Origin of the sequence: Streptococcus oralis subsp. dentisani (assembly GCF_002860905.1) — a bacterium.
In the GTDB taxonomy this organism is placed as follows: Bacteria; Bacillota; Bacilli; order Lactobacillales; family Streptococcaceae; genus Streptococcus; species Streptococcus oralis_BA.
Genome location: NZ_PKIG01000006.1, coordinates 25836 through 41289, shown reverse-complemented (window position 1 = coordinate 41289; position 15454 = coordinate 25836). Strand labels below are relative to the sequence as shown.

The following is a 15454-nucleotide window of genomic DNA, read 5'->3' as shown; positions in this document are numbered from 1 at the left end:
CTTTTTGTTTTTTTCCTCTTCTTGACTTCAACTCGCAAAACGACCCAAGGGCAACTGTCTCACAATTCATCAAGAATGAGTATTATCGTTCACACGACAAGTTTCATTTTACCATACTTTTTCAATATTTTCAAGTTTTTTAAGAATTTTTTTAGAGAGACTATCGCCACTAAAAAAGAGACTCTATTAAGTCTCCTTTTCTAATTAATCTGCATAAATATATGTTACAAAACCTGACGACGTAGTTGTCGGATTGAACCACCCACGATGATTTCCAAGCGTGCGATTACCAGCATAATTTGATTCTGACACTTGGATACGTGTTGTTGATTCTACAGCAGTGACTACCGCTACGTGTCCATATCCACCATCATTCCAACATGCAATCGCACCAACTTGAGGTGTCGAACCTGTACGGAATCCTGCAGCAGCTGCACTTGTAGCCCACTGTGCTCCATTACCCCAATAGTCTCCAGCCCAAGGTGCTAATGTTTTAACTCCCCATGTACATTCTCCAATTGGATAACTTGAAGCATTTGTACTGTATGTTGGGCGTTGTTTGACTGCCACAGGAGTGTATGTTGTTGATTCCGAAGAAGCTACAGCTTGAACCTGTGCTGCAAAAGTCGTATTTCCAGAAGCAACAACTGTTTGTTGTTGACTTACTTGTTTTGCCTTGTAAGCTGCTTCTGCCTCTGCTGCTGCTTTTGCTGCCGCTTCTGCTTCTGCTTTTTTCTCTAGCAAACTTGCTTTTTCATCTTCTGCTGTCGCTTTTTCAGCAGCAAGATTTAATTCTGCAGCCTTCAACTCAGCTTGTTTCGTTGTTAGAGCTTGTGCATCATCAGACAATTTCTGTTGATTTGCAATTACTGTATTAATTGCGTCATTGTTTGCCACTTGCTTCTCAGAAATTGCTTTTTTATCTGCTTTTTGTTGTTCCAACATTTTGTTGTTAGCAGATACGATTTCATTCATTGCTGCTACACGTGAAATAGCTTCTGTAATTGATTTTGAATTTACAATCGTATTGATGTAGCTAGTTGCAGCTCCATTTGTTTGAGCACTACGAGCTTGCTTTTCCAAAGAATCATTGCGAGATACAATGTTTTTAGAAAGTTCTGTAATCTCATTCTCAAGTTTTTTAGATTCTGCTTGTAATCTATCATTTTCAGCTTGCAAGTTAGATTGCTCAGCTTGAATAGCTGATACTTGCTCCTGAATTTGGTCAACTTGTTTTTGGGCTTCTTGTTGTTGTGCTGTTAAGTTACCAATTTTATTATCTTGAGCAGCAATTTTGTCATCAGTCGTTTCTGCATGCGCAGTTGTTAAAACAGCTACTTGAGAAACCATTACTGTACTTAATAAAAGTGACGCTAAGATTTTTTTCTTCATATTACGTAGATGCTCCTTCTTTTAAAGACAATACTAGTATACCAAAAAAAGGCCTAATGAATATTACGCCTTTGTTACATTTTTGTTTCTTTCTTATAGATAATATCTTTCAAAAATAAACTGAAAAATAAGCATCCACACAAGATTTAAAATCATGGATGGGACTAGGCTATAAACGATAAAAATCGGCAGACTATCTAGAGTTAAACCTACCACTAATGCAAAGAGATAAGCTCCCATATCAAATAGAAAACTCATAACAATCATAGCCAAGATTCTTGTCCAACGATTCAACAAAATAACACTATTCAATTTATGAAGAAAGGCTCCCAATAAGATAAATAAGAGAGTTGCAATCCCTATTAGATGGAAAAAGTAAACATCGTAAACCAAGCCTATCACAAAACAATAGACTAGGTAGAGATACTCTGATACTTCTATCGTCTCAAATAAGAGAAATAAAAACAGAAAATGACTAGCCAAATGTACATGGGGGAAAAATGAGCCCAGAAGCTGGCTAATATGGGCGTCAATTAGAACAAAGAAAGGAAGCAATAAAAACACTCCAACCCGCTTCAACTGTCTCATTATGAATTCCCCACTAATTCTATCACATCCACATTATGAGTATCTGCACTTAATTTAACAGTTACTTCTCGTGTCAAGTAGTCCGTACTATGCGTTGTGGCAACAACTTCACCAACAGGAATATCAGCAACGTTAAAGTTTCCTAATCCACCAGTGGTCACCTTATCTCCCGCACTAATATCGCTATTACTATTTAATTGGCTAATTTTAAGAACTTCATTTTCTTTGTCATAGCCAACAATAATTCCATAAATTGTAGTAGAACCATGTTGAATTTTAACAGAAATCTTATCAGCATTTTCCGTATTTGTCAGAAGGTTGACCATAGTAGAGTTGTCCTCCACTTTTGAAACACTCCCAATCAATCCACCATTTGCAATAGCTAGCATATTCTCAGAAGCCCCTTTTGATTTACCTGCATCCAGGGTCAATTCCTGTTTCCAAGATACCGGAGAACGCATAATAACATCTGCTGCTAAAGTCTTTGTGGCTTGCAATTTAGACTTCATATCAAGCAATTGACGCAGTTGTTCATTTTCCGTCTTTAAACTTTCCGCCTCATTTGATTTGACTTCTAACTGGTAAATCTGTTTCTTCAAACTTTCATTTTCATTATATGTTCGTGTCAAATGAGCCAAATCTGATTTGACAGAATCAAACCACTGAAAAGGTTTTTGTACAACCCTATCAACCAATGAGATTCCATCTCCTAATTTTGTCACAATTGTACTTGAATAAGTCGTCGCTAAGAGAGCTGAGACAAGCAGAACAGTGACAAAAACAATAATGACATATTTTGATTTTTTAAAACGGTTCATATCCCTACCTTTATATCAAAAACTGTTACAGTAACTTTTTTATCAATTCCTGAAATCTACTAAGATTTTAAGAAAAATAAACAACAACCAAGTACGAGAACAACAAGAATGGTCAGCGTATCCTTTCGAGTCCATTTCAATTGTCTGTATTGACTTCTGCCTTTTCCACCCTGATAACCACGCGCTTCCATGGCGATAGCCAAGGAATCTGCACGTTTTAAACTTGTCGCAAAAAGAGGAATCAAAATGGGAATCATCGCCTTTACTTTTTGAACGATGCTTCCTTCACCAAAATCCACTCCACGCGCTTTCTGTGCATTCATAATCCGCGTCGTATCATCCATTAATGTTGGGACAAAACGTAGACTCATGGACAGCATCAATCCAATTTCATGAACTGGAACTTTCACACGCTTTAAAGGCGCTAACAAAGCTTCGACAGCTGAGGCCAAACTTAAGGGCATGGTCGTTAAGGTTAACAAAGTTGAAAAGAAAATAATCAATACAAAACGACAAAAAATAATCCCAGCTTGTTGCAAAGCATAATCTGTGATTCTCAGAAACGAAAATTCAAATAAAACATTCCCATTAGAAATGAAAAACAGTTGAAAAATAGTTGTGAAGGCAATCAAGAAAAACATAGACTTCAAGCCCTGAATAAAAAATGAAAGAGATACTCCTGACAAAGCAATAAATATCCCTGTCGCTATAAAAAGAATTAGATTCGTCAAGGAATTATTAGCCCAAAAAACGATCAAAATCAGTAGCATCATAGCCAGTAATTTGCTACGTGGATCCAATCGGTGAACTATCGAATCCCCTGGGATATAACGCCCCAAAATCATACTATCCATTTAGCGACTCCTTGAACTCCTCTATCTTAATCGGTAATCGTTTAAATGACACGCCTCTATCAGCCAATCGTTTACAAAAGGATGTAATTTTAGGTACTCCCAACTGCACTTTTTCCATAAAGACAACATCTTGAAAGACATCACTTGGTTTACCACCCTTAACTAAACGTCCCTTTTCCATCACATAGACTTGATTTGCATACTCAGCAACATCATCCATCAAATGCGTTACCAAGACAATGGTCATCCCTGACTGGTGGAGTTTTTTGAACAAATTCATCAGCTCTTTTCTTCCCAGGGGATCTAGGCCTGCTGTGGGCTCATCTAAGACTAATATGGCTGGTTCCATGGCAAGTATGCCTGCAATGGCGACACGCCTCATTTGGCCACCTGACAGCTCAAACGGACTACGATTAAAAAGTGATTCATCAATTCCAACCAGAGCCAGTTTCTCACGCGCAATCTGCTCCGCATCTTCTTCAGAAACTCCAAAATTTTGCGGTCCAAAAGCAACGTCTTTCAATACTGTTTCTTCAAAAATCTGATTTTCAGCAAACTGAAATACCAAGCCAACCTGTTTTCTAATTTGACGAATATCTTTATTTTTAGAATTCGAGGTGATTAAGGTATCAAAAACTCGTACACTTCCTTGACTTGGCACCAATAAACCATTTAAGAGTTGCAAAATAGTTGATTTCCCGCTACCTGTATGCCCAATTAAGGCCGTATAAGAACCATCTTCAATCGTCAAAGAAACATCCGACAAAGCTGTTGAAGCTAAAGGAGTCCCTTCTTGATATGTAAAACTCACATTTTCTAGAGCAATTCCCATAGCTTATCCTCTAACTCACTTTCTGTCAAATAATTTTCAGGCAAATCATAGCCATTCTGGCTCAAAGAATTTTTTAATTGATTGGCAAAAGGATCGTCTAATCCAATTTGATCTAAATCATTTCGAGAGAAAAGATTTCTTGGACTACTAGTTGATTCAATTTCCCCTTTTTTCATGACCAACACACGGTCACTCATGGCAACTTCTTCCAAATCATGTGTAATGGAAATGACCGTCATATCATAGTCTTTCCGAATTCCTTTTACTGTCTCAATCAGTTCTCTACGACCCTCAGGATCCAACATACTCGTTGCTTCATCTAGAATTAGAATAGCTGGTCTTAGGGCTACAACACCTGCAATAGCTACACGTTGCTTTTGGCCACCCGATAAACGCGCTGGCTCTCTCTTTTTAAATTCCAACATGCCAACTAAAACCAGAGCTTCTTCCACTCTCTTTTTCATTTCTTGACGAGAAAGGCCTTGATTTTCCAAACCAAAGGCAACATCATCTTCAACAGTCGCTCCAACAAATTGATTATCTGGATTTTGAAAAACCATACCGATTTGACGACGTATGCTCCAAACATTCTCCTCAGTCAACTGTTGGCCATTGATTACAATCTCTCCGGATTCTGCTTCCAGTAAGCCATCAATTAACCGGACAGTCGTTGATTTGCCACTACCATTATGCCCTACAATCGAAAGCCATTCTCCACGTTTCACGTGAAACGTAATATCCTTCACATCATAGTATTCCTGACTTTCCTTATAACGAAAAGAAAGATTTTTTACATCAATTACTGATTTCATTTCGAACCAAATGTCCCTTTAAATATATAGGCACTACCCTTGAAATAATCATAGCCAGAGTAGATAGTGAAAAACAAGGCCACATAAAGTAGAACTTGACCAAGCAAAGTCCAATGTAATAGCAAGAAAATAATGGCAAACATCTGACTGAAAGTTTTAATTTTTCCAGGCATTGCTGCTGCTAAAACTGTCCCACCAGTTTCAACCAATAAAAGCCTTAAACCTGTCACAGCCAACTCACGACAGATGATCACTGCAACAATCCAAGCCGGAGCCATACCTAACTCAATCAACATAATAAAAGCCGACATAACTAGTAACTTATCCGCCATGGGATCTGCAAATTTACCAAAATTACTGACCACATTCCATTTACGAGCTAAATATCCATCTAAATAGTCGGTAATACTAGCAGCAGCAAAGATAATAGCTGCCACTATATGACTCTCTATCGAATTTCCTATCGTTAAAATAAAGATAAAAATAGGTATAAAGAGAATTCGACCTATTGTTAAGATATTGGGAATTTGTTCTTTTTTCATTCGTTTTTCCTTAATTTTTAGTAAAGGTTACAGTGATTTGTCCAGTCTGAGCTGTTAATTTCGATAAATCAACAGTCTGATTATCTACTGTCAAAGCAACACCTTTTACAACACCTAACGTAATTGTTACAGGACTTTTAGTTGCAACTGTTGCTTCTGCACTTTTCTTCTCTGGCGATAAGGTTACACCGCCCTCAAGTTCGCTTTCTGAAACGCTGACCCAACTTGCAACATCTGAAACTGCCAATTGCAATTTAACTGTTTCCTTACTTGTCTTATAAGCGATTTCTACATGATTTCCTTCGCCTGATACACTTATAGCTGATTCTATACTAGAAGAACTGCTAGATGAACTACTACTTGAGGAGTGGGGAACAAAGCTAGTTGAACTTATTGAACTTGTTGATTGAACCACACTGTAATTAGAAAGAGAAGGCCCCTCTGGTTGAGTTTGAATATAGTTCCAAACATAATAGGTCACAAAAATTAAAATCGATAAAGCAAAAAGGATAAAATAAAATAAAGGTAAAAAGGATGTTTTTTTCTTCTTTTTCTTACTTGAACGTCTACGACCTGTCAACTCATCTTCATCAACATCTACTTCCTCATAAGTAATCATACTCCCAGAATCATAAGCATCCAAAACAATTTGATCATCTAACTCAACAGCCCATGCATATTTTTTCAAGAAAGAACGCGTATAAAAAGGACTTGGAAGTTGATCGAAATCGTCTGCTTCCATTGCTTCCAACATATCTAACTGGATTTCTGTCTTTTTCTGCAATTCATCTAAACTCAATCCCTGATTGATTCTAGCTAATCGTAAAACCTCACCAATTGTTTTTTTCCTCATACTTGTCATCCCTTCTTTCTAGTGTCTATTATGATAGGTTACTACGATGGGAATATTGTAAAATCAACTATGTCACCATCATCTATTAAATGATGTCCAGCATCAAGGACATCCTCTAAAGTAATTTCCTGTAAAATCTTTGGTAAATCAAAAATTGTCTCACCATGTTCAAAAGCATCATATTGTGTTGCAATAAATTCAAGAGAGTTCATGCTACTGAAAAATTCTCCAAACATCTCTCTTTTGATAATATCTAAATGATCCTCTGTAATATCTAAATCCTTTATAAAATTACGAATGGCCTTCCTAAATTGATGAGATAAAGCAACTGGCTCTTTCGTATCCATTGTCAACATAACAAAATGAAAACGACTTGTTACTTCAATTTCAAGAGATAAGGAAGCATCTATTTTACCTGACTTATATAACTTTTGAAAACGATCCGAAGTCCAACCAAACATCATTGCAAACAATAATTTTAATAAAACATGATGTCGATAGCAATCCGCCTCAGCAACTTCTCGATTACCTCTAATCCCAATCGCTAGTTTGGGAGAAGATACTTCCATTCTCATACTGTCTGTTTGCTTTACAGCCTGTAAAACAAACTTTTCTCTTGCTACATCCTGAACATCTAAATCTTTCAGTTCTTTGCTTTCAAAATAGTCCTGTACTCTTTCCACATCAAAATCACCAACTAAAAACAGATACATGTTTACAGGTTTGTAAAACTTTGTAAAATTTTCTTGCAATTTAGTTAGATTGATTTGGGAAATAGACTCCTCGCTTCCAACTATATCCTTTGCTAAAGGTGTACCAGGATACAAATTCGCTAAGGTTGAAAAGAATAAACACGAATCTGGATCATCTTGATACATTTCTCGTTCTTGCTGGATAATATCCTGCTCTCTTAAAATGGAATCTTCAGTAAAATGTGCTGATGTTACCAATTCATCAAGTAACTCTAAATTTTCTAAAAAATGATCCGTTGCTGAAAAAAGATAGCTTGTTTTTGTAAAGCTTGTAAAGGCATTACTATCTGCACCTAGACTCGCAAAAGCAGACATCAAATCGCTAGAATCTTCTCTTTCAAATAATTTATGTTCAAGAAAATGAGCAATTCCCGCAGGATATTCTTTTACATCTCCGTCAACCTCTGTGACAAGCGTATCTACCGAACCAAACTGAACAGTGACACTCCCGTAAACCTCTTTAAATTCCTTTTTAGGCAAAAGAGCAACTGTCAATCCGTTGGCCAAACGAGTTCGATAAACCATTTCTTTTACAGCTGGATAGTATTTTTCTTCAAAAACAACCTTTGTCATTCTATTCCTTCCATAAAGTAAATCGCTTGTAGTTTCACATTATTAGCTGCTCTACAAATAGCATCTTTGTCAACTTGCTCGAGTTTTGCAATCCAACCTTTAAAGTCTGCTGAAGATTTTCCAAGTAAGGCATTTTGATAAGCACGTTCAATCAATGAACTTGGATTATCTTGAGAAAGTAACAAAGACCGACGAATCATTTCCTTGGTCTGCTCTAACTCAAGATCTGTAAAATAACCTTTTTTTACATCAAGCAGTTGATTATTCATCATTTTTCGAGCCTGATTCCGATTTTCTCGATCAATGCCAGCATACATCCTCAAGAATCCACTAAATAAATCAAGCTGACTTGAAATAGTATAAGCTAATCCAGCATTTTCACGGACATTTGTAAAGAGCTTAGAATGAGCAAATCCACCCAGTAAACCATTCATTACAATCATGGGTAAATGTTGCTCATCACCATATTCAGAAGGGCAATGATAACCTAATTCCAAAATGGATTGTCCCACATTTTTCCGAACCATACCTTCCTGCAGGATATTGGAATAAGGTTGACAATACTGAACCTTCACATCTCCTTTTCGACCTTTAAAGCCAAATGATTCTAATACATTTTGAATTTCAACCTCATTAAAATCACCTAGGAAAAAGAAATCGATTCGATCATTGGCCAAAAATTCTTGGAAACAAGAATAAGAACTTTGTGGAGTTTCATCTAAAATACGATTTCGTAAATCACTATATTCCAATTGGAGACGTTCATCATGAAAAAACAATTTATCCAATTCTTTATGTGCAAAATAAAAAGAATCATCCATATCAGCTGCTAAACTTGCTAGCAATTGCTTTTTCTCAATTTCAAATAAGGACGGATCAAATCCATTATCAACTAGCATGGGTGAAAAAAGAGTTTCTTTTACTAGTTCCAAAATCTGAGAAGTTAGCACATTTTTCCTACTTAAAAACTCATCACGAACATAGGTAAATGTCAATTCTACAATATGACTTTGCCCTCTTCTGAAACAATTAGTTGACATATCTGTGCCGTATAGACTGGCTAAATGTCTCCTCAAATCTTGAGAAGTGGGATACATCTGATTAGCAGTCTCTAGCATACTCGCACTCAACATGCGACCTGCAATCGTATCGAGGGATAATGGAGCGGTAAAACGCACGGTGATTTTGTTTGTTTTAAACTTTTTTGATTGGATAAAATGTGTTGAAATTCCATGCACTAACTCCATGATTTACCTCCTTATATACAGACTTCTATTATATCACGAAAACCTGAAATTTTCTTGTTCTCTGTAACACTTTTGAAATAAAAATCGCTTACATTTCTCCCTATTTCTCTCACTATTTTTAGGAAAATATGGTATAATACCAAAGATTGAGGTGAATTATGGAATACAAATTATTTGAAGAATTTATTACCCTCCAAGCACTACTCAAAGAACTTGGAATCACACATAGCGGAGGAGCTATCAAATCATTTCTCTCTGAACATTCTGTTTACTTTAATGGAGAATTAGAGAGTCGTCGCGGTAAAAAACTTCGTATTGGTGATAAAGTTGACATCCCTGACATGAATATTGACATCTTGTTGACACAACCTACTTCTGAGGAGCAAGATGAATACCAAGCTGATAAAGTTGAAAAAGAACGAATCGCTAAACTTGTTAAGGAGATGAATAAAGGAGTAAAAAAAGACAACTCTAAACCTACTTCATCGCCCAAAAGCAAACAAGCTCCACGATTCCCTGGTAGATAATCATGTGGCTACAACACCTATCTCTCAAAACTTTTCGTAACTACAAAGAGACGAAAATAGACTTTAATCCTAAATTAAATGTCTTTTTAGGACGCAATGCACAAGGTAAAACAAATATGTTAGAGGCTATCTATTTTTTAGCCTTAACACGCAGTCATCGAACTCGAACAGATAAAAATCTCATTCATTTTGATGAGGAACAGCTTCATCTTTCAGGTCTTGTTCAGAAAAAAACTGGATCCATTCCTCTCGAAATCGAACTAACACAAAAAGGGCGTGTAACAAAAGTTAATCATTTAAAACAGGCACGACTTTCAGATTATGTCGGACACATGAATGTTGTCTTATTTGCTCCTGAAGATTTACAACTAATTAAAGGAGCACCTTCGGTTCGACGAAAATTCATTGATATGGAACTTGGACAAATCAAGCCAATCTATTTATCTGACTTAACCAATTATAACCACATCCTAAAGCAAAGAAACACTTACCTAAAATCAGCTCAAAAAATAGATGAAACCTTCCTTTCAGTGTTGGATGATCAGCTAGTTGATTATGGATGTCGTGTAATGAATCACCGCTTAGATTTCATAAAAAAACTAGAATCATTTGGGCGTAAGAAACATTTTGAACTCTCTAATCAGATTGAAGAGTTGTCAATATTCTATCAATCTTCTGTAAAGACAACTGACAAAGAAGACTTATCCGAATCTTTCAAAATTGCTTTAGAAAAAAGTAGATCCAGAGATTTATTTAAAAAGAATACTGGTGTCGGTCCTCATCGAGATGACATTTCTTTTTATATAAATGGGATGGATGCTAGTTTCGGAAGTCAAGGCCAACATCGTAGTCTCGTCCTTTCTATAAAATTAGCAGAAATCGAATTAATGGAAAGTATTACTACAGAATCTCCGATATTATTGCTTGACGATGTCATGAGTGAACTTGACAACACTAGACAGTTAAAATTATTAGAAACGATTTCTCATTCAATCCAAACCTTTATCACAACAACAAGCTTAGATCATCTTCAAAATTTGCCAGAAAATCTAAGTATCTTCACTATTCAGGATGGTAAAGTTACTGTAAATGAAAATTGACAACATTGTAAAAGAACTCCTGTTTTTACTGGAGTTCTTTTCATTGTTTTTTTACATAGAATAATTTGGTGCCTCATTAGTAATTTGTACATCATGAGGATGGCTCTCTTTCAAACCAGCACCAGACATTTCAATAAATTGAGCATTATCGTGTAGTTCTTTAAGGTTAGCTGCACCACAGTAACCCATACCAGAACGAATACCACCAATCATTTGGAAGACAATATCAGCTGCCGCTCCTTTATAAGCAACACGACCTTCAATTCCTTCTGGAACTAGCTTGTTTGCTTCATTGACAGAACCTTGGAAGTAACGATCGCTTGAACCTTTCTTCATAGCAGCAATTGATCCCATACCACGGTAAGTCTTAAACTTACGTCCTTGGAAGATTTCAGTTTCGCCTGGAGCTTCATCAGTTCCAGCAAACATTGATCCAAGCATAACTGCATTTCCACCTGCAGCAAGGGCTTTTACAATATCTCCAGAATACTTGATTCCACCGTCAGCAATGATCGTTTTTCCATATTCACGCGCGACGGCTGCAGCATCATAGATAGCTGTTACTTGTGGAACACCAACACCTGCAATTACACGAGTAGTACAGATAGAACCTGGTCCAATACCAACCTTAACAACGTCTACACCCGCTTCATAGAGGGAACGTGCACCTTCAGCAGTAGCAATATTTCCAGCAATTAAAGTACGATCTGGGAAATGAGCACGAATCTCAGCAATTTTACGCAAGACACCTGCAGAATGACCATGCGCAGTATCAATAACAATCGCATCCGCTCCTGCCTCAAAAAGAGCTTCTGCACGTTCAAAAGTATCTGAAGTAACACCTACTGCACCTGCAACTAGAAGACGACCAAACTCATCTTTAGCAGCATTTGGGAACTCAATAACTTTTTCAATATCTTTGATAGTAATCAAACCAGAAAGACGGCCTTCTTCATCTACCAACGGAAGTTTTTCAATACGGTGTTCTTGAAGAATACTCTCAGCTGTTGCAAGATCTGTACCCACAGGAGCAGTAACAAGATTTTCACTAGTCATATGGTTTGAGATTGGTTGGTTATAATCTGAAATAAAACGAAGATCTCGGTTTGTCAAAATACCAACCAATTTACGATTTTCAAGTGTTTCAACAACTGGAACACCACTGATGCGGTAACGACCCATAAGCTCATCTGCTTCAGCAATTGTATGTTCAGGTGTCAAAAAGAACGGATCAATAATAACTCCATTTTCAGAACGTTTTACCTTACGAACCTCGTCTGCTTGTTGAGCAATTGACATGTTTTTATGGATAACTCCGAGACCGCCTGCACGAGCAATAGCAATGGCCATTTGACTCTCTGTAACTGTGTCCATGGCAGCGGTAATAATTGGGATATTTAAAGTCAGATTATCTGCCAATTTAGTTGTTAAATCTGCATCGTTAGGCAACACATGACTTTCAGCTGGAATAAGCAATACATCATCAAAGGTAAAACCTTTTTTCAAAAATTTAGTGTCCCAATTAGACATTCGAAGTTTCCTCTTTTCTTTCTTTTTGAGCTTGACTCTTTTTATATTGTATCTATCATACCATTCTATAAAAATTTGTCAAATGTTACAGGGGTAAATAAAAAACTATCTTTTCTTCGAGATAGAAATGATAGTTTCTTGTAAAATAAACTTAGTTAAAGTAATGAAGTCCCATTGCTCCTTTAACCTCAGATAGGGTTTGACCTGCAACTTCACGCGCTCTTTCACTACCTTTTTGAAGCATATTATAAACTTCTCCCATATCCTTAGCAAATTCAATACGGCGCTCACGAATAGGACCAAGTTCACGTTCTAATATTTCAAGTAGATAACGCTTGGTCTTCACATCACCAAGACCACCTCGTTGATAATGTTCTTTCATGTCTGCAATTTCTTGAGTATCTTCTGGACGACCAAAAACATCTAGATAATGGAAAACCATATTTCCTTCAATTTTACCTGGATCCTCAACGCGGATATGATCTGAATCTGTATACATACTCATCACTTTTTTACGCAAAGTATCCGCATCATCAGCTAAATAAATACCGTTATTGAGTGATTTAGACATTTTAGCATTTCCATCTAAACCAGGTAAACGCCCTGCTCTCTCATTTTCTGGATAAATACCTTCCGGTTCCACCAAGACATCACAATTATATGCATTGTTAAAAGAACGAACAATCTCACGAGTTTGCTCAATCATTGGTTTCTGATCTGTCCCAACAGGAACATAATTGGCCTTGAAAGCTGTGATGTCAGCTGCTTGAGCTATTGGATAGACCAAGAATCCTGTCGGAATGCTTTCTCCAAATCCTTTCTGAGCAATTTCTGTCTTGACAGTTGGATTACGCTCCAAACGTGCTAATGACACCAAATTCATATAATAAATAGACAACTCAGCTAATTCTGGAATTTGGCTTTGAATAAAGATAGTTGACTTACTTGGATCCAATCCAACTGCAAGATAATCCAAAGCCACATTTCCGATAGACTCTACAATGGTTTGAGGATCTTTGGCATGATCTGTCAAGGCTTGTTGGTCAGCCAAGAACACAAACATATCATACTTATCCTCTTCCTGTAATAATACTCGATTTTTGAGACTTCCAACATAATGTCCAATATGCAATTTTCCTGTTGGACGGTCTCCTGTTAAAATAATGGGTTTAGTCATTTTATTCTCCTTCGATATGGTCCCTTCAATTATAGCATTTTTTTAATGAAATAACTGCAATTTATTAAAATAAATCAATCTTGCTATTTACGGATTTGTGTAAAGTATGCTGTAAATGTAATTTACACAAAATTGACAGATAAAAATTTGAATATTTCCGTATTTTCTAGTAGAATAAATATATTACACATATAGGAGAAAAACATTGCTTACAGTATCTGATGTTTCACTACGTTTTAGTGATCGCAAACTTTTTGATGATGTCAATATCAAATTTACAGAAGGAAATACTTACGGATTAATCGGTGCTAATGGTGCCGGAAAATCAACCTTTTTAAAAATTTTAGCCGGAGATATCGAACCTACTACTGGTCACATCTCTCTTGGTCCAGATGAACGTCTCTCCGTTCTTCGTCAAAATCACTTTGACTATGAAGATGAACGTGCCATTGATGTCGTTATCATGGGAAATGAAAAACTTTATAGCATCATGAAAGAGAAAGATGCTATCTACATGAAGGAAGATTTCTCAGATGAGGATGGAGTGCGTGCTGCCGAACTCGAAGGAGAGTTTGCCGAGCTTGGAGGCTGGGAAGCAGAAAGCGAAGCCTCTCAACTACTTCAAAACCTAAACATTCCAGAAGAATTGCACTATCAAAACATGAGCGAATTGGCCAACGGTGAAAAAGTAAAAGTTCTCCTCGCCAAAGCACTTTTTGGTAAACCAGATGTTCTTCTCTTGGACGAGCCTACCAACGGTTTAGACATCCAATCTATTACTTGGTTAGAAGACTTCTTGATTGACTTTGATAACACCGTTATCGTAGTATCCCACGACCGTCACTTCTTAAACAAAGTATGTACTCACATGGCCGACCTTGACTTTGGAAAAATCAAACTCTATGTCGGAAACTACGACTTCTGGAAGGAATCTTCTGAGCTCGCTGCTAAATTGCTAGCAGACCGTAATGCTAAAGCAGAAGAAAAAATTAAGCAATTGCAAGAATTCGTAGCTCGTTTCTCTGCTAATGCTTCTAAATCAAGACAAGCAACATCACGTAAGAAAATGCTTGATAAGATTGAACTTGAAGAAATTGTACCATCTAGTCGTAAATATCCATTTATCAACTTTAAAGCAGAGCGTGAAATCGGTAATGATCTCTTGACAGTAGAAAATCTAACTGTAAAGATTGATGGTGAGACTATTTTAGATAATATCAGCTTTATCTTGCGTCCAGGTGATAAGACAGCTCTTATTGGACAAAATGACATCCAAACGACTGCATTAATTCGTGCAATCATGGGAGACATTGATTATGAAGGAACTGTCAAGTGGGGAGTAACTACTAGCCGTTCTTACTTGCCAAAAGATAACTCGGCAGATTTTGCAGGAGGAGAGTCAATCCTTGACTGGTTGCGTCAATTCGCAAGTAAAGAAGAAGATGACAATACTTTCCTACGCGGTTTCCTTGGCCGTATGCTCTTCTCTGGAGATGAGGTTAACAAACCTGTCAACGTCTTGTCAGGGGGAGAAAAAGTTCGTGTCATGCTTTCAAAACTCATGCTCTTAAAATCAAATGTCCTTGTACTTGATGATCCAACAAATCACTTGGATTTGGAATCTATCTCAAGCTTGAATGATGGATTGAAAAACTTTAAAGAATCAATCATCTTTGCCAGCCATGACCACGAGTTTATTCAAACTTTGGCTAATCATATCATTGTCTTGTCTAAAAATGGCGTCATCGACCGTATCGATGAAACCTACGATGAATTCCTAGAAAATGCAGAAGTACAAGCAAAAGTTAAAGAACTTTGGAAAGACTAAATAAAACTTCAAAACTCAGTTGGGTTAAC

The 15454-nt window shown here is 36.9% G+C and carries 15 protein-coding genes; 3 read left to right on the top strand and 12 right to left on the bottom strand.

The window, feature by feature from the left end:
* Positions 1–204: 204 nt before the first annotated feature.
* The 10 genes from pcsB to yfmF all read right to left on the bottom strand — a co-directional run bounded on the left by pcsB (position 205) and on the right by yfmF (position 9263).
* Complete coding sequence (pcsB, locus tag CYK16_RS08575) at positions 205–1392, bottom strand: peptidoglycan hydrolase PcsB (protein ID WP_060806020.1); 1188 nt, start codon at positions 1390–1392, stop codon at positions 205–207.
* Between the two features lie 93 nt (positions 1393–1485).
* Positions 1486–1980, bottom strand: a complete 495-nt coding sequence (mreD, locus tag CYK16_RS08570; RefSeq protein WP_060806021.1) for a rod shape-determining protein MreD — start codon at positions 1978–1980, stop codon at positions 1486–1488.
* A complete protein-coding gene (gene mreC, locus CYK16_RS08565) occupies positions 1980–2798 on the bottom strand; it encodes a rod shape-determining protein MreC (RefSeq protein WP_060806022.1) in 819 nt (272 codons plus the stop codon). Before mreC ends, mreD begins: the two co-directional genes overlap by 1 nt.
* Positions 2799–2857: 59 nt before the next feature.
* A complete protein-coding gene (locus CYK16_RS08560) occupies positions 2858–3652 on the bottom strand; it encodes an energy-coupling factor transporter transmembrane component T family protein (RefSeq protein ID WP_060806023.1) in 795 nt (264 codons plus the stop codon).
* Positions 3645–4484, bottom strand: a complete 840-nt coding sequence (locus CYK16_RS08555; RefSeq protein WP_060806024.1) for an energy-coupling factor transporter ATPase — start codon at positions 4482–4484, stop codon at positions 3645–3647. The genes CYK16_RS08560 and CYK16_RS08555 overlap by 8 nt, the downstream gene beginning before the upstream one ends.
* Complete coding sequence (locus tag CYK16_RS08550; protein WP_060806025.1) at positions 4469–5296, bottom strand: energy-coupling factor ABC transporter ATP-binding protein; 828 nt, start codon at positions 5294–5296, stop codon at positions 4469–4471. Before CYK16_RS08550 ends, CYK16_RS08555 begins: the two co-directional genes overlap by 16 nt.
* The gene (gene pgsA, locus CYK16_RS08545) at positions 5293–5838 is read right to left on the bottom strand and encodes a CDP-diacylglycerol--glycerol-3-phosphate 3-phosphatidyltransferase (protein WP_060806026.1); all 546 of its coding nucleotides are present in this window, start codon (positions 5836–5838) and stop codon (positions 5293–5295) included. The genes CYK16_RS08550 and pgsA overlap by 4 nt, the downstream gene beginning before the upstream one ends.
* A 10-nt stretch (positions 5839–5848) precedes the next feature.
* Positions 5849–6691 (bottom strand): cytoskeleton protein RodZ, encoded by an 843-nt coding sequence (gene rodZ, locus CYK16_RS08540; protein WP_060806027.1) that lies wholly within the window; start codon positions 6689–6691, stop codon positions 5849–5851.
* 41 nt (positions 6692–6732) lie between these two features.
* Positions 6733–8016 (bottom strand): EF-P 5-aminopentanol modification-associated protein YfmH, encoded by a 1284-nt coding sequence (yfmH, locus tag CYK16_RS08535; protein WP_060806028.1) that lies wholly within the window; start codon positions 8014–8016, stop codon positions 6733–6735.
* Positions 8013–9263 (bottom strand): EF-P 5-aminopentanol modification-associated protein YfmF, encoded by a 1251-nt coding sequence (gene yfmF / locus CYK16_RS08530; protein ID WP_101776892.1) that lies wholly within the window; start codon positions 9261–9263, stop codon positions 8013–8015. Before yfmF ends, yfmH begins: the two co-directional genes overlap by 4 nt.
* Before the next feature lie 158 nt (positions 9264–9421).
* On the opposite strand from yfmF, the gene yaaA reads away from it, so the two are divergent.
* Positions 9422–9790 carry a S4 domain-containing protein YaaA gene (gene yaaA / locus CYK16_RS08525; RefSeq protein ID WP_060806030.1) on the top strand — a complete coding sequence of 123 codons (369 nt, stop codon included), beginning with the start codon at positions 9422–9424 and terminating at the stop codon, positions 9788–9790.
* A gap of 2 nt (positions 9791–9792) precedes the next feature.
* The gene (gene recF, locus CYK16_RS08520) at positions 9793–10890 is read left to right on the top strand and encodes a DNA replication/repair protein RecF (RefSeq protein ID WP_060806031.1); all 1098 of its coding nucleotides are present in this window, start codon (positions 9793–9795) and stop codon (positions 10888–10890) included.
* Positions 10891–10941: 51 nt separating this feature from the next.
* Here the strand turns inward: recF and guaB are convergent, their stop codons facing one another.
* Together guaB and trpS are read right to left on the bottom strand one after the other, a co-directional pair.
* On the bottom strand, positions 10942–12420 hold the full coding sequence (gene guaB, locus CYK16_RS08515) for an IMP dehydrogenase (RefSeq protein ID WP_060806032.1): 1479 nt from the start codon (positions 12418–12420) through the stop codon (positions 10942–10944).
* 151 nt (positions 12421–12571) lie between these two features.
* Positions 12572–13597, bottom strand: coding sequence for a tryptophan--tRNA ligase (gene trpS, locus CYK16_RS08510; protein ID WP_000165448.1), 1026 nt, complete (start codon positions 13595–13597; stop codon positions 12572–12574).
* A gap of 205 nt (positions 13598–13802) precedes the next feature.
* Here trpS and CYK16_RS08505 point away from each other — a divergent pair, with 205 nt between their 5' ends.
* Positions 13803–15425: an ATP-binding cassette domain-containing protein gene (locus CYK16_RS08505; protein WP_000958774.1), complete on the top strand. Its 1623-nt coding sequence runs from the start codon at positions 13803–13805 to the stop codon at positions 15423–15425.
* Positions 15426–15454: the final 29 nt, after the last annotated feature.

Bases quoted from the DNA above. Each gene is read 5' to 3' on its own strand.
- pcsB (WP_060806020.1), bottom strand. From the start codon at position 1,392: ATGAAGAAAAAAATCTTAGCGTCACTTTTATTAAGTACAGTAATGGTT.
- mreD (WP_060806021.1), bottom strand. From the start codon at position 1,980: ATGAGACAGTTGAAGCGGGTTGGAGTGTTTTTATTGCTTCCTTTCTTT.
- mreC (WP_060806022.1), bottom strand. From the start codon at position 2,798: ATGAACCGTTTTAAAAAATCAAAATATGTCATTATTGTTTTTGTCACT.
- CYK16_RS08560 (WP_060806023.1), bottom strand. From the start codon at position 3,652: ATGGATAGTATGATTTTGGGGCGTTATATCCCAGGGGATTCGATAGTT.
- CYK16_RS08555 (WP_060806024.1), bottom strand. From the start codon at position 4,484: ATGGGAATTGCTCTAGAAAATGTGAGTTTTACATATCAAGAAGGGACT.
- CYK16_RS08550 (WP_060806025.1), bottom strand. From the start codon at position 5,296: ATGAAATCAGTAATTGATGTAAAAAATCTTTCTTTTCGTTATAAGGAA.
- pgsA (WP_060806026.1), bottom strand. From the start codon at position 5,838: ATGAAAAAAGAACAAATTCCCAATATCTTAACAATAGGTCGAATTCTC.
- rodZ (WP_060806027.1), bottom strand. From the start codon at position 6,691: ATGAGGAAAAAAACAATTGGTGAGGTTTTACGATTAGCTAGAATCAAT.
- yfmH (WP_060806028.1), bottom strand. From the start codon at position 8,016: ATGACAAAGGTTGTTTTTGAAGAAAAATACTATCCAGCTGTAAAAGAA.
- yfmF (WP_101776892.1), bottom strand. From the start codon at position 9,263: ATGGAGTTAGTGCATGGAATTTCAACACATTTTATCCAATCAAAAAAG.
- yaaA (WP_060806030.1), top strand. From the start codon at position 9,422: ATGGAATACAAATTATTTGAAGAATTTATTACCCTCCAAGCACTACTC.
- recF (WP_060806031.1), top strand. From the start codon at position 9,793: ATGTGGCTACAACACCTATCTCTCAAAACTTTTCGTAACTACAAAGAG.
- guaB (WP_060806032.1), bottom strand. From the start codon at position 12,420: ATGTCTAATTGGGACACTAAATTTTTGAAAAAAGGTTTTACCTTTGAT.
- trpS (WP_000165448.1), bottom strand. From the start codon at position 13,597: ATGACTAAACCCATTATTTTAACAGGAGACCGTCCAACAGGAAAATTG.